20 protein-coding genes are annotated in these 19,972 nt (G+C 32.6%); 3 read left to right on the top strand and 17 right to left on the bottom strand.

Annotation, left to right across the window (positions count from 1 at the left end; all coding sequences use genetic code 11):
- Positions 1-25 precede the first annotated feature (25 nt).
- The 4 genes from rsmD to AAGD20_RS06695 all read right to left on the bottom strand — a co-directional run bounded on the left by rsmD (position 26) and on the right by AAGD20_RS06695 (position 3,394).
- Positions 26-583 (bottom strand): 16S rRNA (guanine(966)-N(2))-methyltransferase RsmD, encoded by a 558-nt coding sequence (gene rsmD / locus AAGD20_RS06710; RefSeq protein ID WP_094649377.1) that lies wholly within the window; start codon positions 581-583, stop codon positions 26-28.
- On the bottom strand, positions 580-1,293 hold the full coding sequence (locus AAGD20_RS06705; protein WP_341748897.1) for a pseudouridine synthase: 714 nt from the start codon (positions 1,291-1,293) through the stop codon (positions 580-582). Before AAGD20_RS06705 ends, rsmD begins: the two co-directional genes overlap by 4 nt.
- Positions 1,294-1,327: 34 nt before the next feature.
- Complete coding sequence (locus tag AAGD20_RS06700; protein WP_341748896.1) at positions 1,328-2,557, bottom strand: multidrug effflux MFS transporter; 1,230 nt, start codon at positions 2,555-2,557, stop codon at positions 1,328-1,330.
- Positions 2,558-2,683: 126 nt separating this feature from the next.
- Positions 2,684-3,394, bottom strand: a complete 711-nt coding sequence (locus tag AAGD20_RS06695; protein ID WP_341748895.1) for a winged helix-turn-helix domain-containing protein — start codon at positions 3,392-3,394, stop codon at positions 2,684-2,686.
- A gap of 476 nt (positions 3,395-3,870) precedes the next feature.
- Between AAGD20_RS06695 and rpsF the strand changes: the two genes are divergently transcribed.
- The 3 genes from rpsF to rplI are packed head-to-tail and all read left to right on the top strand — an operon-like array spanning position 3,871 to position 5,115.
- Positions 3,871-4,245 carry a 30S ribosomal protein S6 gene (gene rpsF / locus AAGD20_RS06690; RefSeq protein WP_094649701.1) on the top strand — a complete coding sequence of 125 codons (375 nt, stop codon included), beginning with the start codon at positions 3,871-3,873 and terminating at the stop codon, positions 4,243-4,245.
- Between the two features lie 20 nt (positions 4,246-4,265).
- Positions 4,266-4,550, top strand: coding sequence for a 30S ribosomal protein S18 (gene rpsR, locus AAGD20_RS06685; protein WP_094649700.1), 285 nt, complete (start codon positions 4,266-4,268; stop codon positions 4,548-4,550).
- 13 nt (positions 4,551-4,563) lie between these two features.
- The gene (gene rplI / locus AAGD20_RS06680; protein ID WP_341748894.1) at positions 4,564-5,115 is read left to right on the top strand and encodes a 50S ribosomal protein L9; all 552 of its coding nucleotides are present in this window, start codon (positions 4,564-4,566) and stop codon (positions 5,113-5,115) included.
- 359 nt (positions 5,116-5,474) lie between these two features.
- Here the strand turns inward: rplI and AAGD20_RS06675 are convergent, their stop codons facing one another.
- The 13 genes from AAGD20_RS06675 to pal all read right to left on the bottom strand — a co-directional run bounded on the left by AAGD20_RS06675 (position 5,475) and on the right by pal (position 19,806).
- Positions 5,475-5,699, bottom strand: a complete 225-nt coding sequence (locus AAGD20_RS06675) for a DUF2674 domain-containing protein (RefSeq protein WP_094649698.1) — start codon at positions 5,697-5,699, stop codon at positions 5,475-5,477.
- A gap of 161 nt (positions 5,700-5,860) precedes the next feature.
- Positions 5,861-6,808: a lipid A biosynthesis lauroyl acyltransferase gene (locus tag AAGD20_RS06670; protein ID WP_341748893.1), complete on the bottom strand. Its 948-nt coding sequence runs from the start codon at positions 6,806-6,808 to the stop codon at positions 5,861-5,863.
- A complete protein-coding gene (gene lpxK, locus AAGD20_RS06665; RefSeq protein ID WP_341748892.1) occupies positions 6,792-7,766 on the bottom strand; it encodes a tetraacyldisaccharide 4'-kinase in 975 nt (324 codons plus the stop codon). The genes AAGD20_RS06670 and lpxK overlap by 17 nt, the downstream gene beginning before the upstream one ends.
- A gap of 321 nt (positions 7,767-8,087) precedes the next feature.
- The gene (locus AAGD20_RS06660; RefSeq protein WP_094648854.1) at positions 8,088-8,405 is read right to left on the bottom strand and encodes a DMT family transporter; all 318 of its coding nucleotides are present in this window, start codon (positions 8,403-8,405) and stop codon (positions 8,088-8,090) included.
- A gap of 4 nt (positions 8,406-8,409) precedes the next feature.
- Positions 8,410-9,420 (bottom strand): RP853 family protein, encoded by a 1,011-nt coding sequence (locus AAGD20_RS06655; RefSeq protein ID WP_341748891.1) that lies wholly within the window; start codon positions 9,418-9,420, stop codon positions 8,410-8,412.
- Between the two features lie 4 nt (positions 9,421-9,424).
- A complete protein-coding gene (locus tag AAGD20_RS06650; RefSeq protein ID WP_341748890.1) occupies positions 9,425-10,066 on the bottom strand; it encodes a hypothetical protein in 642 nt (213 codons plus the stop codon).
- 3 nt (positions 10,067-10,069) lie between these two features.
- On the bottom strand, positions 10,070-11,605 hold the full coding sequence (locus AAGD20_RS06645) for a hypothetical protein (protein ID WP_341748889.1): 1,536 nt from the start codon (positions 11,603-11,605) through the stop codon (positions 10,070-10,072).
- Positions 11,606-11,836: 231 nt separating this feature from the next.
- Positions 11,837-14,503, bottom strand: a complete 2,667-nt coding sequence (gene ppdK, locus AAGD20_RS06640) for a pyruvate, phosphate dikinase (protein WP_341748888.1) — start codon at positions 14,501-14,503, stop codon at positions 11,837-11,839.
- A 310-nt stretch (positions 14,504-14,813) separates the two neighbouring features.
- Entirely contained in the window at positions 14,814-15,350 is a 537-nt protein-coding gene (locus AAGD20_RS06635) for an acyloxyacyl hydrolase (RefSeq protein WP_341748887.1), read from the bottom strand.
- Between the two features lie 5 nt (positions 15,351-15,355).
- A complete protein-coding gene (locus AAGD20_RS06630) occupies positions 15,356-16,744 on the bottom strand; it encodes a S41 family peptidase (protein ID WP_341748886.1) in 1,389 nt (462 codons plus the stop codon).
- Between the two features lie 7 nt (positions 16,745-16,751).
- On the bottom strand, positions 16,752-18,734 hold the full coding sequence (gene parE, locus AAGD20_RS06625; RefSeq protein ID WP_341748885.1) for a DNA topoisomerase IV subunit B: 1,983 nt from the start codon (positions 18,732-18,734) through the stop codon (positions 16,752-16,754).
- A 36-nt stretch (positions 18,735-18,770) separates the two neighbouring features.
- Positions 18,771-18,947 (bottom strand): HIG1 domain-containing protein, encoded by a 177-nt coding sequence (locus AAGD20_RS06620; protein WP_341748884.1) that lies wholly within the window; start codon positions 18,945-18,947, stop codon positions 18,771-18,773.
- Between the two features lie 397 nt (positions 18,948-19,344).
- Positions 19,345-19,806, bottom strand: a complete 462-nt coding sequence (pal, locus tag AAGD20_RS06615; protein WP_094648853.1) for a peptidoglycan-associated lipoprotein Pal — start codon at positions 19,804-19,806, stop codon at positions 19,345-19,347.
- Between the last annotated feature and the right edge of the window lie 166 nt (positions 19,807-19,972).

Below are 19,972 nucleotides of genomic sequence, written 5' to 3'. Positions count from 1 at the left end.
TAGCATTCTCACGATGACGTTTAAGCTAGGATCGTAAAATAAGCAATTTACTATCACCATATATTTTCTCTTTAACCATTTCTAAAGAATCGTCTGTAAGATGCTCATTTTTAGCAAATTCAACGACAATAATTGTTCCATCTTTTAACCATTGACCTTTTTTCAAAGCATTTACTGCCTTTGATACAAGATTTTGATAGTATGGTGGATCAATAAAAATTAGATCAAAGCTATTTTTACATTTTGGCAAAGCTGTAGCATTGATATTTAGGAAAGTCATTTTATCCATTTCACCTATTTTACTAGCAAATGCTTTTGCTGCCCGCAAATAATCAGCATTTATATCAATTACTGTAATATCCCCTGCTCCTCTAGAACAGCTCTCAAAAGCTAAGCTACCAGTGCCGGCAAATAAATCGAGAACCTTAGACTCCTTGGTAAATAACCTACCATCACTAAATTCTCCTGAAGTTAATATACTAAAAATCGCTTCTCGAATTTTGCCGGTGGAAGGACGATAATTAGAGTTTTTTAAGGTGGGTATTATCCGATTTTTATGTTTGCCGGCGATAATTCGTATCATAAAAATTTCTTAAATTCCTCAAATGGCATTTCTTTATACTGATTTGGTTGCAAATCACCTAATATAAATCCCCCATAACTAATTCTAATTAACCGGTTAACACTTAAACCAAAATATTCAAATATCTTCCTAATTTCACGATTTTTTCCTTCAGTTAAAATTACTTCAAACCAACAATTAGTTTTTCCTGATTTTATTAATTTAATTAATTTAGGATCATAACGTATTTGATCAATCTCTATATTCTTATAATTTTTAAGCAATGAGCTTGGGTTACCGTGTGCTCTGACTTTATATATACGTTCAAGTTTACTTGATGGTAACTCAAACTTCCTTGCTAAGTCACCATTATTGGTAAGTAATAGTAATCCTTCACTATTTATATCTAATCGCCCGATTGAAATTACCCTAGGCAGATTCTGTAATACCAGATTTTCAAAGACAGTTTCTCTACCATAATTATCTTTATGTGAGGTAATTAAGCCAACAGGTTTGTAATATGTCCATAAACGCGGAGTTTGTTGTTGATTTATTAGTTTTCCTGATACTTCAATAATGCTAGTATTATCAACCAAGGTGGCAGGTGAATCAATGATCACCCCATTTACCTTTACTTCACTATTTTTGATAAGCAGCTCTGCGGCACGCCTTGAACACACTCCTGCATTACTAATAGCTTTTGCCAGCCTTTGTGTACTATCCTGTTTCAAATAAACAATCCTATATTTTTTTATTTATAACTAACTATCCTGATATCTGTTTCTTATTAATGGCAATATAAAACACTAACATCATGCTAATTGCAATGATCAGTATAAATAATGGTAATTGTATCAATGTTCCGTCATGCATATGTCCCATTAATATTGTAAAGCCTGCTGCAATTACATAATACATAAAACCATAAAGTGAAGATGCCGTGCCAAGAAATTGACCATAACTTTCCAAAGCTTGGCTAAAGCAATTGGTCATTACCATCATGGCACCAGTGTTAATCATGCCCATCCATAATAAAGTTTGTAATACAGAGCAGATTACATCATCTTTATTAATTAAACTAAAATAGCTAGATGAAAAGAATAGCAGAGCTCCTAAGCACATAAGCTTAACACCTGCAAAAATAATATTGTCAGATGTTATTTGCAATTTGTGCATCCTTTTAGATATAATCCCACCTAAAATTGAAGGAATACATAAAAATAATGCTATCATACCAAATGATGAAGCTGCCATATTTAGTCCTGAGATAAAATAAAAAGGTGCTTCAGCAAAATAGCCAAATCCAATACCATTTACTGCTCCAATTAAAAATACGAAACCGAGCAATCTTATATCTCTGATCATTTTATTAAAACATTCTTTATACAATATAATAATCGAGCGTTTAGCCTCTAGATTTTGGTTAGTTTCTGGAAGTTTAGCTGATACTAACAACATAATTAATATTGCCATTACGATTAATACAAGAAATACAGCTGACCAATGATAAAATTTTATTACCAAACTACCGATCATTGGCCCTATAGCAGGAGCAAAAGCCATAGCAATACTTATAGTTGAGAATATCCTGCCACGATCTTGCGGTTTTATTGCTTCTCTAACTATGGTTTGTCCTAATACTGACCCAACACTAGCCCCAAAAGCTTGCATAAATCTTGCAACTAGTAACATATTTATATTATCTGATAGATAACAAATGTAGCATGATAAGGCATAAATCAAAAATCCTATAAGTAGACAAGGCTTACGTCCATAAGAATCAGATAAGTTACCCCATAGTAACATCCCAACAGCAAAACCAAACAAATAAATAGTAAGGGTATATTCAGCTAAATTAGCACTAATTGCTAAATCCTTGGCTAAGCTAGGAAGTGAGGGAGTATAAATAGTTTCGCTTAGTATCGGTATTGCAATAATTAATATAATAATGTATAATGGTACAATGAGGGTGTTTTTAATTTTATCTGATTTCATAACAACTAAGCTATTGGTTTGTACTTTATATATTAAAATATTCAGAACATTACACCAAATTTTTAAAATTGCAAGTTGTATATCTTTTGCAAGAATTATATGAGAAATTTTTGATAATTTCTTACTTTAATCTTGAATATCTGGTAAATCAAGGCAATACCCTGTGGAACGAACAGTTTTTATAAATACTTCAGAGTTTTTGTTATTTAGAGATGCTCTTATTCTATTTATATGTACATCAATAGTACGTAAGTCAATAACCGCATCCTTTCCCCACACTTTGTTTACAATATCTTGACGAGAAAATATTACTTTAGGGGATTTTATGAAAAGTTGTAAAATCTTAAATTCTGTTGGTCCTAAACGAATTACCCTGCCGTTATTAGTTACTTTATAAGTGGTAAGATCCATACTTACTTCTTTATACTTTATAACTTTATCTTGTAGAATTAAATTAGAGCGTCTTAATAAAGATATTATTAAGAGCATTAATTGATCTGATGTGAATGGTTTAATGAGACAAGCAACAAAGTTGCTATCTTCTAAAGCGTAGCCAGACAGAGATTCTCCTGGATGTAACAAAAAAATTATTGGAACTCTCGCTAAATCATCAATTTCTCTTATTTTACTTGCTATCTCTGTAGCAAGTTTATCTTGTACTATCGAGTCAATAATAATTATATCAGGAGGATTAATAGCAGAAAGAACTATTGCTTTTTCTACTGTATTAGTCTTAATAAGGTTAAACCACGCTCTCTCCATGACGTTAGACAGAGAAGCGTTGACGCTTTTAGTTGATTCTATAACAAGAATTCTCGGTGGTAATTTATCAAACATGCTAATACTTAATTAAATGAAGATTTTAGGCATAACTAAATTCTTGTATTGTCTATCCAAATGGTTTGAAAAATTGGAGCATAAACAAAAGGTGGAGTTAAGACAACGTATACAGCTATTAAGCATAAGTACATCAATATCCAAAGTTTTGTGAAACCAATTCTAAAGCAAAAGAGTATCCTTTAGTTATGCAAGAGTCTAATGTTACATTATTGTAAATTATTGTAATGATTATTAAACTTAACTTTTTAAAGTGCAATATTATCGAATTAATTAATAAATTTCTACTAAATTTATTAACATAAGTCTACTAATTTAATTATTTGTTTACAGACCGTAGAAAACGGTTGTAATTATGCAATTATTAGAGATATTTTAGAGATTCATTAATTATGCCTTGTAGTAAAGATAACACTTGAATTAAATGTTTTTTGTTGTTATAAATAACTTTATTTTGTAGCTGGAGATTCTTATATATGGCTTTTTACGAATCAGTTTTTATCATACGGCAAGATATTTCGTCTGCTGATGTAGATAAAATTACCGATGATTTTACTAAAATTGTTGAAAATAGTAATGGTGAAGTTGTTAAAACTGAATATTGGGGTTTAAGAAGTTTAGCCTATAAGATTGGTAATAACAAAAAAGGACATTATGTTTTTATGGGGCTTAAAACTGACTTTTCAGTAATAACTGAAATGGAAAGGAAAATGAAGCTAAGCGAAAATATTATTAGGTTTATTAATATAAATGTTGACTCAATAAGCACTGAACCTTCACCGATTCTAAGAAGCAAAAGTTTAGATCATGAAGAAATAGTGGATGTAACAATTAATAAAGACTCAATGTAATAAAATTGGAAAAGATTAAAATGTTTGAAAATGATGCTACTGACTCTAAGTCAATGACTAAAATGGCTGATAAAAATAATAAAAGGGTGTTTTTTAGAAAACGTAAAGGTTGCCCTCTTTCTGTTGCTAATGCTCCAATAATTGATTACAAGAACCCTGACTTGTTAATAAAATTTGTATCAGAAGGCGGTAGAATGCTACCTAGCCGAATCACTAATGTATGTGCCAAAAAACAAAGAAAACTAAAAAATGCTATAAAAATTGCTAGAATTCTAGCATTATTGCCTTTTGTGTTTCAAGTTTGAGCAGAGGAATAAAATGGAAGTTATTTTAATTAAACCCGTAAGAAAGCTCGGGAAGATTGCAGAAATTCTTAAGGTAAAAAGGGGTTTTGCTCGTAATTATCTTATCCCTAGAAAATTAGCAATTAGAGCAACAGAACTCAATAAACAGCTCATAGAAACTCAAAAACATGATCTTGAGGAAAAAGACCTAAAAATAAGAGCTGAGGCAGAAGCTATTAATACTATTATAAGTAATAAAGAATTAGTATTTATTAGACAGTCTGCTGATGATGGCCGATTGTTTGGGTCAGTGAATAATAAAGAAATTGCCGAAAGTTTGTCTAAGGCTTCTTCACAGTCAATATCACATTTAAATATTATTCTTAAGAAGCCGATAAAATCAACCGGTGCCTTTGTCGTAGAGGTTAGGTTACATGCTGATCTTAGCACAAATATAACAGTAATTGTGGCAAGGTCAGAATCTGAAGCACAGGATTACGCAAGAATTAATAAGCAAGATGCTGCTAGCCCTCCTGAGGGTTTTGATCAACAAGAAGTCTCTATTAACGATATAGAGCAGTTATAGTCAATTCAGGAGAATTTGGGGCTAGGAGCGATGGAGCGACGCCTATAAGTAATAGGCGAGCATTGAGCGACAACGTCCCCAACTTCTCATCAATTGACTATATACTAGATTCCCGCTAGAAAAGTCGTCATTGCGAGGAAGACCGCAGGTCGACGAAGCAATCCACAAAAGTAACCAAAAATGGATTGCCACGACCACTACGTGGTCTCGCAATGACGGGAAAGCTATCTAAAACTTGCTCTACCTTATAACTTTCAACAGTTGTGGCTTAGCGTCATCCCTGCTTCGGTGCGGGATCAAAATTCCCAAATTTCCCTGAATTGACTATAACACCGTCATTGCAAGAAGCCACTTTAAAATTAAGTAAAAATGATCTTTTTTCTTGGAGGTATATAAACAGTTTGATCTTGGGCATTTATGGTATTGTCATGCTGCATCTTTTCCATGACGCCAATAAAATAATTACCATATGGCATTAATTTTACTATTGCCCAATCGTCCTTAATAAATTGAGCAATTTTATCTAGGTCAGATTTATTTTCAGCAAAAGATATAATTTTTTGAGGAGGTGTTACCCTTATCATAACATTATTTTTTTATTAAATTTTTATAAAAATGCAAGTTTTACCTACGACTCACATTTAACTGTAAAACAAGGAATGTGCAGACGAATATCTCCGCAGGTATATTTGCGGTATCAATTCTTCAAAGCAGGAGAGTATACATATTTATTAAGTAATTGCAATTACTTAATCTTGGAATATGCATTTTTAGAATATTTATTATGATTCTTCTTCCATCTATTATGAAACCAGAACCATTGTCCTGGGTTTTCTTTAACCCAATTACCTAAAATTTGGTTAATAGTAACCATTATATTATAACAATCTGTTTGATTATTATTAGTTTTTTGTAATTTTATTGGCGGATGAATAATAATTTTAAAATAACTGTTATTACTATTAGTGCGAACCACTTGTAATGGTATAATTGGGTAGCTGAACTGTAATGCAATTTTAGCAATTGCCTGAGCAGTCATGGCTGGTTGCCCTAAAAATGGTACTTCAATACCATTATTCATTTTTTGATCTACCAGCATACCAATTGCATATCCTGATTTAATAGCAGATATTAGCTCTCTTACCCCTTGTGTTCCTTTGGGAATTAGCTTTATATCATTACTTATACGCGTATCGTTAATTAGTTTGTCAACATAAGGATTATTTAATTTGCGGTAGATAATAGCAAATTTATGATAAAATTTATTGCTAATTTTAAGAGCAAAATCCCAATTAGCAAAATGTCCAGTAAAGAATAAGAATGGTTGCTGTGATTTCTGGAATTCTATTATATTCTCAAGACCACTTATCTCTATTCGTCTAGATAATTCTTCCTCTGACATCTTATTAACATATGGAAATTCTCCTATAAAACTGCCAAAATTATCCCATACTTGATTAACGATTGCTTGAGAATTTATGGATCCTTCATTTGTGTATAGATTATTGCCAAGAATATTTTGAATATTTTCTTTTGCAACTTTATTAACTGGTAACAAAGGACCTATTTTCCTTGCTAAGGATCGACAAATATTTACAGATTTGTCAATACCCAATGCCCCTAGTATTTTTAGTACTATTAAAACAAAAAAATATTCAAGTAAATATATAATATTTTTAAATAATTTTTTCATATATTAAATCTACTAATAATTGTTGATTATTTAATAATAAATGCACATCGCAACATATTACGGACAGATCAGTATCGCATATTCTTACGTAATCTTTTCTAGTGGTTATTAGCAGAGAGTTAGATTTTTTTGATTGTTCTTTTAAATATTCTAAATCTTCTGCAGAATATTGATGATGATCAGGGAAAATCTTATGACCGATTAACTGCAATCCATAATTTTCTAATGTAGAGAGAAACCTTTCAGGATTTCCTATACCACTAAAGGCAAAATAATTTTTTGTCTTGTCGATATTTATAGAGGGAACTATTTGAGCTTGTATACTCTTCTGCTTTGAGTATAGAAATGGATACTTCTTATATGAGAGAAAAGAATCAGAACCTACTGAAATAACTATATCAGCTTTGTCAATAGCTTGTTTGGGGTATTGACGCAGAGGACCAGCTGGAATTAAGAACCCATTGCCAAATAATCTATTAGCATCAACTGACAGAATAACAATATCCTTATGAAAATTAGGATTCTGCATCGAGTCATCTACTATAATCACCTTTGGCTTAATCCTTTCTATAAAAGGCTCTATATCTTGAATTTTCTTTGCGGCAATGACTTTACCATATTTTAACAGCATTACTGTTTCATCCCCGACATCTGCTACTGTATGGTGTGCTTCAACTAACAATGCTGCTTGAAGATTACTACCATAACCTTTAGTGATAATTATAAAATCAATATTAATAGCTTTCAATAGTTGAGCAAGGAAAATTACTATTTGAGTTTTACCAGTACCCCCGATGCTTATATTACCAACGCAAATTACTTTACAAGGAAATATTATTGGGCGAGCTGTGATCCTTCGTAGATAACTAGCAAAAAGATATAACCAGCTTAATGGTAATAATAAATAGGCAATAATATTTTTACTTTGCCAAAATTTAGGGTAAATAAGCCTGATCATAGTTATTATAAGTAATATTGCTCAAAGTCATTGCTAGGAAAACCGTGGCACAACTGTTGAAAGTTAAAAAGTGGAACGGGTTTTAGATAGCTTTTTCGTCATTGCGAGCCACCGTAGATGGCGTAGCAATCCATAAAAGAGTAGATTGCTTCTTATTACCTTCTTAAACTGATGCATATGCACGTAGGCGGGAATCTAGACCCCTGCTTTCGCCAGGGGTGACATCCAACTTTCTCGTCATTCTCATCCACTATTGTTATTCCCGCGTAGGCGGGAATCTAGACCCCTACTTTCGCAGGGGTGACATCTAAGGTAAATGAGTTAAGATAACTTCAAACCTATCATGGAAATTATCATAGTACTAATAAAGAAAACTCGCATAGCAGAATATGGCTCATTAAAATACACTATTCCTACTATGACTGTTCCTACCGCTCCGATACCAGTCCATAGAAGATAAGCAGTGCCAAGAGGTAGCTTATCTAGAGTTTTACTAAGACAAATAAAGCTTAATATTGAAAAGCCAATAAAAGCTATAATAGGTTTTATTTTGGTAAACCCATCTGATAATTTTAGCGATATAGAAAAACCTATTTCAAATAATCCGGCAAATATAAGGAGAATCCAAGTTACTAGCATATTATTACCTTTGTTTAACATATCCTGAGGACTTGCTATTTTGTAAAGAACTTTTATTAGGCAAGTTGGGCTGTAGCTGAGTCTTTATTGTACTATATTTTTGATTAACTACAGACTTTACCCCACTACTCAATAGATGTTCCTTTGCAACATTATGCTCTACAGATTGTTGTTTGGTCAAAAATTCTTTATTATTTTTTAACAAATTAGTTTTTAGAGTAGTAATTTTTTGTTCTTCCTCACTCATCGATTTATCAGCACTAAGAATCATCCCCCCCATCTTCTCTCCTATTTTGGGAGCATATTCTATTGCTAGAATAGAAGCCGGGACTACCATAAAAGCAAATGTAGCCCCGGCTGTTGCAACACTAATCGCCCCAACTGCTAAAACACTAATAGCCGTTATAATTTTGCTGGTTGCTTGTTTAAATATTTCCGTTTTCTTATTATGTTTTGCTGCAACAGTTACTATTCTATTAATTTCCAATTGAACATTATCACTTACCTCTTTAGGCTGTTGATATTTTTTTACCGCATGCATTACTGTTGTACGAAATATTTCTGGTTCAACTTGAATAAAGTTTGTTAATTCATAATTATTTTTTGCTGCCAACAAACCTTTTAGCACTTGTTTGATTACTCCCCTCTCTTCAGAATTTGTATCACCAAAATTTGTATTTATTAGTGTATCAACTACTATATCTTCTGATTTGTTTAGAATATTATCTCTATCCTGATAGTCTACTGCATCTGTAGAGATTGCTACCGAAAACAACATTAATACTGTTGAAAAACTATCATCAGTAATAACTTTTTGACCAAAAAAAGTTCGTAATTTACCAATGCAATTACCTATATGCACATTAATTTCAGGTATTGATTTAAGTCTAATTTCGTAATCAATAGCTATGACATTAGCAAGTGTTAAACATGTTTGTTTTGTTATATTATTAATTAACTCTTCACATATGCTTTTTCTGCATATAGAAATATTTGTACTGTTGAAGATGTTCATAATTTTATTTATTTGTTGTTATTTCTCTTATACGCATGTTGAGTTTTGTAAAAATCACATCAGGGGTTCTTTCTGTTGATAGTTTATAAATAACCTTGGACTCCAATACATCTTCTTTTTTGACGTCTATAGATAGTACAATAGTATTTTCCGGCATACAAGAGTATATTTCTTTTATGATTGTCGAGAATGTTACAAAATCTTTAGTAGAGAATCTTATGTAAACATCATAATTCTTTATCTTTATAGTATCTTGCTTTGTTCCCATATCTGATCTAATACCACTTAAGAATTCTTGTTTAATCGATATAGTAATCGGCTCATTTAGGTTGTATTTTTTTGACAAACTATCAATTTTCATTATTAACCTTGCTCTCTCTAAACAACTTTGTCTAGCAGAAATAGATAATAATTTCGTATATCTTGCATAGGTCTCTAGTATTTTATTTTTTGAATTTATTATAGAATATAGCTTTAACGTTTCTTGAGCTAGGGATTCTGCAATATTGTTATTCTTGCTAATCGACTCCATATAATCTTTATTAAGACTTTGTAGCAACCATAAAATGCTAGAAATACACAAACAACATATAGCAAACTTAAAAAATATAACATTTTTTAGATGAATAATAAAATTTTTAAGCATCTTTTACCCTTTCTTTTTAGTAATAATAACCGATGCCGGTATTACCACTCTATTAGATAAATCTAATATTTGGTCAGTAAATATTGTAAATTTAATATCCATATTGCTAAATATTTTACTAAAATTTGCAATTTCTTGTTCTAAAAATTTAGTAGCCTCTTCGACTAATATATCATTAACTATAAGCCTCAATGATATTCCAATTTTTATATACTGATTAGAGGATGATAACGTATTATCTAGATCCAACCTTTGCCATTTAACCTCTTCTATATGAATACTAGGTGGTAAATTTGTTACAAACTTTTCTAACAAATCAAATGGTATTGGTGCTGGAATTTGTAATAATGATTCAAAGACGTATAAATCAGCTAAATTAGTAGCGTTTTGAAGATATGGATAGGTCTGCTTAACATTATAATAATCCTGCTCAGTACTAAAATAATGTGAATTTAAAATATCTAACTTTTTGTAATTTGCTACGGTTTTAACTTTGATAATAGATGCGGCAAATATCAATATTATTATTATAGTAATAAGTGGTTTAAAAACTAAAGAGCTGATAAGATTGAGTTTAGCTATCGATTCTAAATATTGATTAGAGGCTAGAAAGCTTTTTTGTTCATTAAATAATTTAACGATCATCCCATCTGAAAATTTATTATCCAATTCCCCTGAATTGACTATACATATTACTGGATGTCCAGCAAAATTGGATTGTTCTAATAGCAACTTTAAATTTTGGTCTACTATGAAAATTATACAAACTTTAAGGGCTAGATTAGCAATATAATTTTTACAAGATATCAAACAATCTTCCACTTCTTGTTCGATTATACCCTGAATATATGAATCTGACTTATCAGCTGGATAGTCCAATGTTTGTTTTGAGATTATATTACCTTGGTGTTTAACAACAAGTTTAATGCCGCTGGTATTTAAAATACATACAAAAATTTGTAAATATTCACTATATTTATTATTCTCAACATTTTTTACAATTTTATCGATAATTGTTTGCAACTCTAAAGATAAAAAATAAATCCCACCAAATTTTTGGCTATCACTTGCCAGCAAATTTTCAAGTAGTTTACTTAAAGGAGGAGTATAAGGACTAGAGACAATCAAACTATTCCACACCTCACTAGGCTTGGTATTGATGTTATAAACACTATAACCAACTATATAATCTGCAGGAAAATACTCTTCAATAAACTTCTCCACAGGATTGTTTGTTACTATTGAATGTAGTACAGGTACTAGCTCATGACGTAATTGACATTCAGAACCGCTTAATAAGAAGAAAACATAATGTTTCTTGAATTTAGCAAAAAATTCTTTATAGGAATCTAATTCATTTTGCTTTTCATCAGGGACAAATAAACTACCTACAACTTTATCGTGAACCAAAGCACAAAGAAATGTACCTTTATCTCCTATTAGGATAATAATATTTTTTTTATACAAAAAATACGCTATAAGCTTGTGCAACATTTTTATAAAAACTTGCATTTTTAATCGATTGAGTATATTAATCATAGATTAGCACTTAACTTATAGTTAGTTAGATTATATTTTACCTTACGTATAACAAATATCACCCTTACCCGACTTAATGTCACCCCTGCTCGACTTAGTGTCACCCCTGCGTAAGCAGGAGTCTTAGATTCCCGCCTACGCGGGAATGCCAAGGGAGTCAATGTCATATATCGTAATATATCATAAAAATTAACTACACTAATAGATATATGCAAATTATTTAAAAAATTGTCAGATATAATCATCAGCTTTTATTGTTGCCTGAGCTGCGGCAACCCTTGCTATAGGGATGCGGTATGGTGAACATGATACATAATGCAAACCAACTCTATAAAAGAACTCTATAGAATGAGGATTACCAGCATGCTCTCCGCATACGCCAAGTTTTAATGTAGGGTTGCTCTTTAAACCACGTTTTATAGCAATTTTTATTAACTCCCCTACCCCTTCCTCATCTAATTTACTAAAAGGATCAAATGCAAAGATTTTTTTCTCCAAATAATCCGGGAAAAATGAGGCTACATCATCTCGAGAAATGCCGTATGTTGTTTGGGTCAAATCATTAGTACCAAAACTAAAATAATCTAGCTCTTCAGCAATCTCTCCAGCTTTTAAAGCCGCTCTTGGTAGCTCAATCATCGTACCAAGAGTAAAATCAAACTTGCATTTGTTAATATCTTCCATGTTAGTAATAACATCTTGTATGTGTATTTTTAAGATTTTCAGTTCATTAACATCACTAATTAAAGGAATCATTAACTCCAGAATAGTATTGATATTTTCTTCAACTTGTAACTCTCTGATAGCAGTAAAAATTGCCCTTATTTGCATTTGATAAATCTCAGGATAAGAAATACCGAGGCGACATCCTCTATGTCCAAGCATAGGGTTTACTTCATATAATGCATGCAAGCGTTGCTCCACAACAGCTAACGGTAGATTCATCACCTTTGCTAAGTTTCTTTTATCATCCTCTGTTGTTGGTAAAAATTCATGTAGAGGCGGGTCAAGCAATCTGATATTTATTGGTTTACCCTGTATAATTTTAAATAATGCCTTAAAATCTTGAATTTGTAAGGGCAATAATTTACTAATCGCATGTTTCCTTCTCTCTAGATCAGGAGCAATGATCATTTCTCGTACTAATGGTATTTTATCATGGTCAAAAAACATATGTTCTGTTCTGCATAAGCCAATTCCGCTTGCCCCAAATTTTAGGGAAACACCTGCATCTAAAATAGTTTCGGCATTGGCTCTAACTTTTAAAGTAGCAAATTCATCTGCCCAATCCAAAATTGTTTGAAATTCCTTAGTAAAAGTAGGCTGAATCAATGGCACCTCCCCTAAGAAAATTTTCCCCGTTCCGCCATCTATAGTTATTAAGTCACCATAGTTGATGATAGTATTACCTATTTTAAATATCTGTTTTTTCTCATCTATTACCAAATCATTTGCCCCGCAAACACATGGTTTTCCTAACCCTCTAGCAACTACCGCAGCATGAGAGGTCATCCCACCTCTGGCTGTCAGAATACCGGCTGAAACATACATACCGTTTATATCTTCAGGGCTAGTATCATGGCGTACCAAAATCACTTTATGGTGATGCGACATTTTCTCAGCATCATAAGGAGAAAAAACTACTATACCAGTAGCAGCCCCTGGAGAAGCTGGTAGCCCTTTAGAGATATGGTCTAGAGTATTGCTATAATCAATAGCCGTATGTAAAAGCTGCGTTAACGATTCCGGCTCTATACGCATTATTGCTTGTTGTTTAGAAATCAGCCCTTCTTGCACCATATCCGTAGCAATTTTAATGCTGGCTAAAGCTGTTCTTTTGGCAGTACGTGTTTGCAAAATATACAAAACTCCGTTTTGTACGGTGAATTCAATATCTTGTACGTCCAAGTAATGTAACTCTAACTTCTTACAAATCTCTTGTAATTGTTCAAATATTTGTGGCATAACTATTTGCATTGAACAATCTACATCATGCTCGTTGGTAATAGGGCTTGGGGTTCTTGTCCCTGATACCACATCCTCACCTTGAGCATTTATTAAATATTCACCAAAAAGCTTATTTTCACCAGTTGCAGGACAACGCGAGAATACTACGCCTGTAGCAGAATTACTTCCTTGATTGCCAAAAACCATTGACTGGACATTAATCGCCGTACCCCAGTTATTGGGTATATTGTGTAATTTTCTATAAGTTACCGCCCTATCCCCTGCCCAGGATTTTAATACGGCTTTTATTGATTGTTCTAATTGTTTATATGGGTCAAAAAGTGATTCTTTACCATGAGATTCTTCCCCATGATTAAAAATTATTTTTTTAAACTCTTCAACTATTATTCTTAAAAAATCTCCTGTAATTTCTTTCTCTTGATAGATATTACATTTAACCTTATGCATCTCAAATGCATTTTTAAATAAACCATTTGAAATTGATAGCACCATTGATCCATACATTTCTAAGAATCGTCGATAGCTATCAAGAGCAAAAATCTCATTTCCAGTAATATTTGATAGTGCATCGCAAACTTGATCATTATACCCAAGATTAAGTATAGTATCCATCATACCAGGCATCGAAGCTCTTGAACCTGAGCGAACGGATAATAATAATGGATTATTATGATCACCAAAAACCTTGCCAGTAGAATTTTCTAAATTTTTAATAGCTATCACTAAATCATTATTAAAATTCTCAGGCAAACTGTAATTATTTTTATAAAAATAATTACAGAGTTCTGTAGTAATAGTAAAACCATCAGGAATAGGTAAATTTAAATTAGACATCTCGGCAAGACCAGCTCCTTTACTGCCAAGCACGTCTTTCATTTGAGCATTACCATCCCCACCTTTAGTACCAAAATAATAGATCCATTTGTTCATAAATACCAAAACAATTTACTTTTTATGTAACCCCTGCTTCGGTGCGGGGTCTAGATTCCGCACCGAAGCACATAAGCATCAGTTTAAGAAAACAATAATTGAAAAACCGTCATTGCGAGGAGACCATAGGTCGACGAAGCAATCCAGAAAGGCGATTAGAGATGGATTGCCACGCCACCTACGGTGGCTCGCAATGACGACTTTTCTACCTTATTTTCTTAAACTTACGCCTATGTACCGAAGCAGGAATAACAGGGAAGCCAAGAACCTGACAAAGTAGCAAGAACGACCAAAGCCCCCTACCCCACCATCAAAATTTATAACCATACCGCATACCTAAATTAGTTAAACCAGGGTTAAATTTCCCAATACCAGCATTAGATAAGTGGTCAATAATTACAGCAACACTGTGCTTCTCTTGAATCATTACCCCTAAACTAAGACTTTCTCTAAATAAGAATCTTGTTCCTAAGGCTCGTCTTCTTTGATTTAATTTTTCTACTTCGCCATTATGAATTCCAAATCCAAAAGTTGCCTCTAAAAATACATATTTCATGATATCAAAATGCCAAGTAATCCCAGTATAGATATTGCTAGTATAGCTATCACTGTTAATATTTGTTCCTACATGAGGATAAGCATATAAAAATTTGTACTCGTTATTAAAAAGATATTCTAAATTAATGTCAGAACCCTTCTCATAACGTTGTCTTAATTTACCCCTTAGTCCAAATTTATACCCTAAATCATGTCTCAATACTCCAATTCTCATTTCTTCAGCCAGAGTTCTTGAACCAATTAATAAAAGAATTAAAAAAATTAAGTGCTGTATTTTTTTATATTTCATATAACTCAATGCCCTTTTGCTTTATTAGTTAAAATTAATCCCATAATCAAATCATAAGCTCTAGCAAATTGATAATCTTTTTTATAAAGATCAGATAGTTGGTCTAGAGTATTTTTCGATTCAGTCGTTTTTGTTTTATCTTTATCTTTTGTAGTATCATCTGTTTTCTTAATAGCCTCTTTATCTTTATTTGTAGAGTCTAGTTTTTTATCATCATTTTTTTTGTTATCGTTTTTTAAGTAATTTTTTAAAGAAGCTTCAGAGAATCTTCCATCTATCATTTTTGTTTCAGGATATTCAACTTTTACCATCTCAACAAATATGTCAGGTTCGATACCCTCTGCTTGAATTGAACGATCATTAGGGGTGTAATATTTAGCCGTAGTAAGCTTTACAGCTGCTCTAGGACTGATTACCGAAAAGCTTTGTACAGATCCTTTACCGAAAGATTTTGTGCCAAGTATTATCGCTCTTTTATGATCTTGCAAGCTACCAGCTACAATTTCTGCAGCTGAGGCAGAGCCAACATTAATAAGAACAATCATCGGAACTAATGGAGCTTTTTCTGCAGATTTATTGCTATTAAATACCGCATTACTATTCTTGGTTCTTCCCTTGGTAGTAACAATTACTCCAGAATCAATAAAATATTCGCTAACAGCAACAGCCTGCTCTAACAAACCACCAGGATTATTACGTAAATCTAGAATAATACCCTCTATGCTATTTTTACTGCCATCTTTTAAAGTTTTCATAGATTTTTTTAATTCTTCAATGGTGTGTTCATTAAAAGCCCCTATTCTTATATAAGCTATATTATTTTTTTCTAAATGAGCTTTTACTGGGGTAATGGTAACTATTTCGCGGATAAGTTCAATTTCTTTTGGCTTAGATTCACCTTCTGTAATCACCAGTAATTTCACTTTTGTTCCTGGTTCTCCACGCATCTCTTTGACAGATTTATGAAAACCCAAAGTTGATACAAACTCATCATTAACTCCTACTATATAGTCTCCGGCTTTTATACCTGCCTTATAAGCTGCTAGATCATCAATAGGTGAAATGACTTTGATGGCACCATTATCATACTGCACTTGAACACCAATACCGCCAAACTCTCCTTTAGTCTCATTAAGAAAATCTTTTAGATCATCATCAGTAAAATAGCTAGAATGGGGATCTAGCGAAGTTAACATGCCTTCGATAGCAGCATCAGTCATTTTTTGTTTTTCCGGTTCTTGAACATAGTCTTTATTAATACGCTCAAAGACCTCTTGAAATTGTTTGAGATAAGCTGTATCTGATAATTCGTTCTTTTTCTTCGGTTCTTCCGCAAATGTGATATTGGCACAAAAGATAAAACTTGATAATAACATTATAAAGCGTATGAACATAGTACTCCTAAATATCTAAATTGTTTATAATTGTATCCATCTTAATTAAAGCCTGATTATAAATGAACTGAAAACGTTTTTCTGGTTTCTTGCCCATAAGATCGTCTACTATCTTAGCAATATTATCAAAATCATCTATAGTAACTTTTAGAATGGTTCTATTTTTTGGGTTCATTGTTGTTTCTTTTAACTGAGCTGGCATCATTTCACCTAACCCCTTAAATCGACCAATATCTATTTTAGCCTTACTATTTTTTAATAATTTAGCAGTTAAATCAGTTTTTTGTTGATCATTTACTGCATAGTAAGTTTTATTAGATTGGGTTAATCTATAAAGAGGTGGTTTGGCAAGATATAAATGACCTGAAGATATTAACTTCGGCATACGAAGATAAAAGAACGTCATTAACAATGAGGCGATATGAGCTCCGTCAACATCAGCATCTGTCATAATTATTATTTTTTCATAACGCAAATTCTCCTCTCGATAATTTTTAAGACTACCACAGGCTAATGCCACCTCTAAATCTTGAATTTCTTGGTTGTTAGTAATTTTCTCGAAAGTTGCATTGGCAACATTCAAAATTTTGCCTCTAAGAGGTAAAATAGCTTGTGTTTCTCGATCTCTTGCCTGTTTAGCTGATCCCCCGGCAGAATCTCCTTCAACCAAGAATAATTCCGTCCCATTAGGAGAGGTTCTTGTACAATCTGCTAATTTACCTGGTAATCGCAATTTTTGTGTAGCAGTTTTACGTGAAATATTTTTTTCGTTACGCTTATTTATTCGGTATTCCGCAATATTAACTATATGTTCAAGCAGCTGGTTGGCTACGAGTTTATTACTACTCAACCAATGATCAAAATGGTCTTTAACAATGTTCTCTACTATTTTATTAATCCCAGGCGAAACCAATTTTTCTTTTGTTTGTCCTTGAAATATTGGCTCTTGGATAAATACAGAAAAAACAATAGAAGAAGTTTCTAGAATATCCTCAATAGTAAGTAAAGTGGTTTTTTTATTACCGGTCATTTCACCATATACCTTTATACCACGCAGTAATGCACTACGCAACCCTTGCTCATGGGTTCCCCCAAGAGGGGTAGGAATAGTGTTGCAATAGGATTGGATAAAAGGTTGGTCTTCATTTTTATGCCAAGCAATTGCCCATTCCACTTTTATGTGATCCTGGTCCCACTCAATATTACCACAAAAAATCTCTCCACTAACTAAATCTTCCAAATTTATTTTAGAAATTAAATAATCTTTCAAACCATCTGGAAAATGGATGAGAGCTGTTGCTGGAACATCGCTTTTAGTTTCAACTTCACATTGCCACTCTATCGTTACCCCTCTATACAAATAGGCTTTTGATTTGGCTAATTCATATATTCTTTTTGGTGAAAAGGATGCTTTCTCTCCAAAAATTTCTGGGTCAGGATGAAAATTGATAGATGTTCCCCTTAATTTTTTGGCAATATCTTCACTGGTTAAATCATTCAATTTTTGTCCTTTGGAATAAGATTGCTTGAATAATTTACCCTGCTTATATACTTTAATTTCTAAATAGTCGGATAAAGCATTAACAACCGAAATGCCAACTCCATGTAAGCCACCTGCTGTTTGATAGACATTATTTGAAAATTTACCACCAGAATGAAGGTGAGTTAAAATTACCTCAAGAGCAGATTTATCAGGAAATTTGGGATGATTATCAACAGGAATCCCTCTACCATTATCAGAGATAGTGATACTATTATTTACATGCATCTTTATGGTGATAACGCTAGCAAAACCAGCAACAGCTTCATCCATAGCATTATCTAGCACTTCCGAAACAAGATGATGCATAGCATTCTCGTCCGTCCCGCCAATATACATACCAGGACGCTTGCGTACAGGCTCAAGCCCTTCTAATACTTCAATATCTTTTGCTGTATACGAATTATTAATTTTGGGCTTCTTTTCATTAAAGCTAAATAGATCAAGCATATTATGATGTTAACTTACAAGTTTTTGATGAATATACTATTTTGAAAGATAGAGAAAAGCAAGAACACATACAGCAAATGCTTGAAATATAACCCGTAACGACATTAATTTGGAACTAAATTTTTTGTCAATTTTCCCGCCAATAGCCATAGAGACAACACCTAGCACTAAGATTAATGTAGTCAAACTTAAAGCAATTAATATATATACCACAAAATTATCTCTAAAAATTACTTTATTATATAGTCAATTAACCTGAATTAGTGCCGAATAAGCCATAGTACCCTACAATTTTTATTCTATAACTCACCTTACGCACAAACCACATGACAATTTAAAAATTCCAGGAAAGTGCAAAATGTCATTGCAAGACCACTACGTGATCGTGGCAATCGACATTTATTAGATTGCTTCGTCGACCTTACGATCTCCTCGCAATGACGATTTTTTAATTATTGTTTTCTTAAACTAACGCTTATGCGTCATTGCGAGGAGTGCGGAAACCGCACAACGAAGCAATCCATATATTCGATGTATCTATACTAATTCTCATGAATTGCTTCGTCGCCACTAAAAGTGGCGACTTTGCTAAACTTAGTAACGGTATACTTTATTTTATAGAAGTTACAGCCCTACGGTTCTGTGCCCAAGCTGCTTCATTATCACCAAGAACAGCTGGTCTCTCTTTACCATAAGAGATAGTATCAAGTTTGTTCATAACTCCTAGATTATTAGTCAAGTATTTTCGAACAGCCTCTGCTCTTCTTTCACCAAGTGCCAAGTTATACTCTCTTGTCCCTCTCTCATCACAATGCCCTTCAATAGTGGCTTCCGTATTAGGATGGCTTTTTAACCAATTAGCTTGTTTACTTAGCTGTTCTTTTGCTTGAGGTGAAATATCTGATTTATTAAGAGCAAAAAACACCCTGTCACCAGCACGTCTTTCAAAATCAGAAGCTAGAGAACTTTCCTCAACTTCATTAGTTATACCCGTATCTATCGGTTTTTTCTTTGCACCACACCCAGAAAGCATAAATAGTGCTAAAAAAGCTATTGTGGTTTTTTTTAGTATCATAACAAACTCCTTAAATTATTAAATAAGCTACTGATTTACATTTGCCTAACAAAAAATTGTCAAACACCCATTGCCTGCATTATATACTATCATATCACTACTTAAAAGCATAAAATTATTCTAATATTACATTTTAAACTCTTTAGTATCTGTGTCAGAAATA

Origin of the sequence: Candidatus Tisiphia endosymbiont of Sialis lutaria (assembly GCF_964026535.1) — a bacterium.
In the GTDB taxonomy this organism is placed as follows: domain Bacteria; phylum Pseudomonadota; class Alphaproteobacteria; order Rickettsiales; family Rickettsiaceae; genus Tisiphia.
Note: the sequence above shows the minus strand (reverse complement) of the source record. Positions and strands in the feature narration are given on the sequence as shown.

Excerpts from the sequence above, each read along its gene's own strand:
- ppdK (WP_341748888.1), bottom strand. The coding sequence starts at position 14,503 with ATGAACAAATGGATCTATTATTTTGGTACTAAAGGTGGGGATGGTAAT.
- parE (WP_341748885.1), bottom strand. The coding sequence starts at position 18,734 with ATGCTTGATCTATTTAGCTTTAATGAAAAGAAGCCCAAAATTAATAAT.
- AAGD20_RS06635 (WP_341748887.1), bottom strand. The coding sequence starts at position 15,350 with ATGAAATATAAAAAAATACAGCACTTAATTTTTTTAATTCTTTTATTA.
- rpsF (WP_094649701.1), top strand. The coding sequence starts at position 3,871 with ATGGCTTTTTACGAATCAGTTTTTATCATACGGCAAGATATTTCGTCT.
- AAGD20_RS06655 (WP_341748891.1), bottom strand. The coding sequence starts at position 9,420 with ATGAACATCTTCAACAGTACAAATATTTCTATATGCAGAAAAAGCATA.
- rsmD (WP_094649377.1), bottom strand. The coding sequence starts at position 583 with ATGATACGAATTATCGCCGGCAAACATAAAAATCGGATAATACCCACC.
- AAGD20_RS06670 (WP_341748893.1), bottom strand. The coding sequence starts at position 6,808 with ATGAAAAAATTATTTAAAAATATTATATATTTACTTGAATATTTTTTT.
- AAGD20_RS06700 (WP_341748896.1), bottom strand. The coding sequence starts at position 2,557 with ATGAAATCAGATAAAATTAAAAACACCCTCATTGTACCATTATACATT.
- rplI (WP_341748894.1), top strand. The coding sequence starts at position 4,564 with ATGGAAGTTATTTTAATTAAACCCGTAAGAAAGCTCGGGAAGATTGCA.
- AAGD20_RS06695 (WP_341748895.1), bottom strand. The coding sequence starts at position 3,394 with ATGTTTGATAAATTACCACCGAGAATTCTTGTTATAGAATCAACTAAA.
- AAGD20_RS06630 (WP_341748886.1), bottom strand. The coding sequence starts at position 16,744 with ATGTTCATACGCTTTATAATGTTATTATCAAGTTTTATCTTTTGTGCC.
- AAGD20_RS06650 (WP_341748890.1), bottom strand. The coding sequence starts at position 10,066 with ATGCTTAAAAATTTTATTATTCATCTAAAAAATGTTATATTTTTTAAG.
- AAGD20_RS06660 (WP_094648854.1), bottom strand. The coding sequence starts at position 8,405 with ATGCTAGTAACTTGGATTCTCCTTATATTTGCCGGATTATTTGAAATA.
- rpsR (WP_094649700.1), top strand. The coding sequence starts at position 4,266 with ATGTTTGAAAATGATGCTACTGACTCTAAGTCAATGACTAAAATGGCT.
- AAGD20_RS06675 (WP_094649698.1), bottom strand. The coding sequence starts at position 5,699 with ATGATAAGGGTAACACCTCCTCAAAAAATTATATCTTTTGCTGAAAAT.
- AAGD20_RS06645 (WP_341748889.1), bottom strand. The coding sequence starts at position 11,605 with ATGATTAATATACTCAATCGATTAAAAATGCAAGTTTTTATAAAAATG.
- lpxK (WP_341748892.1), bottom strand. The coding sequence starts at position 7,766 with ATGATCAGGCTTATTTACCCTAAATTTTGGCAAAGTAAAAATATTATT.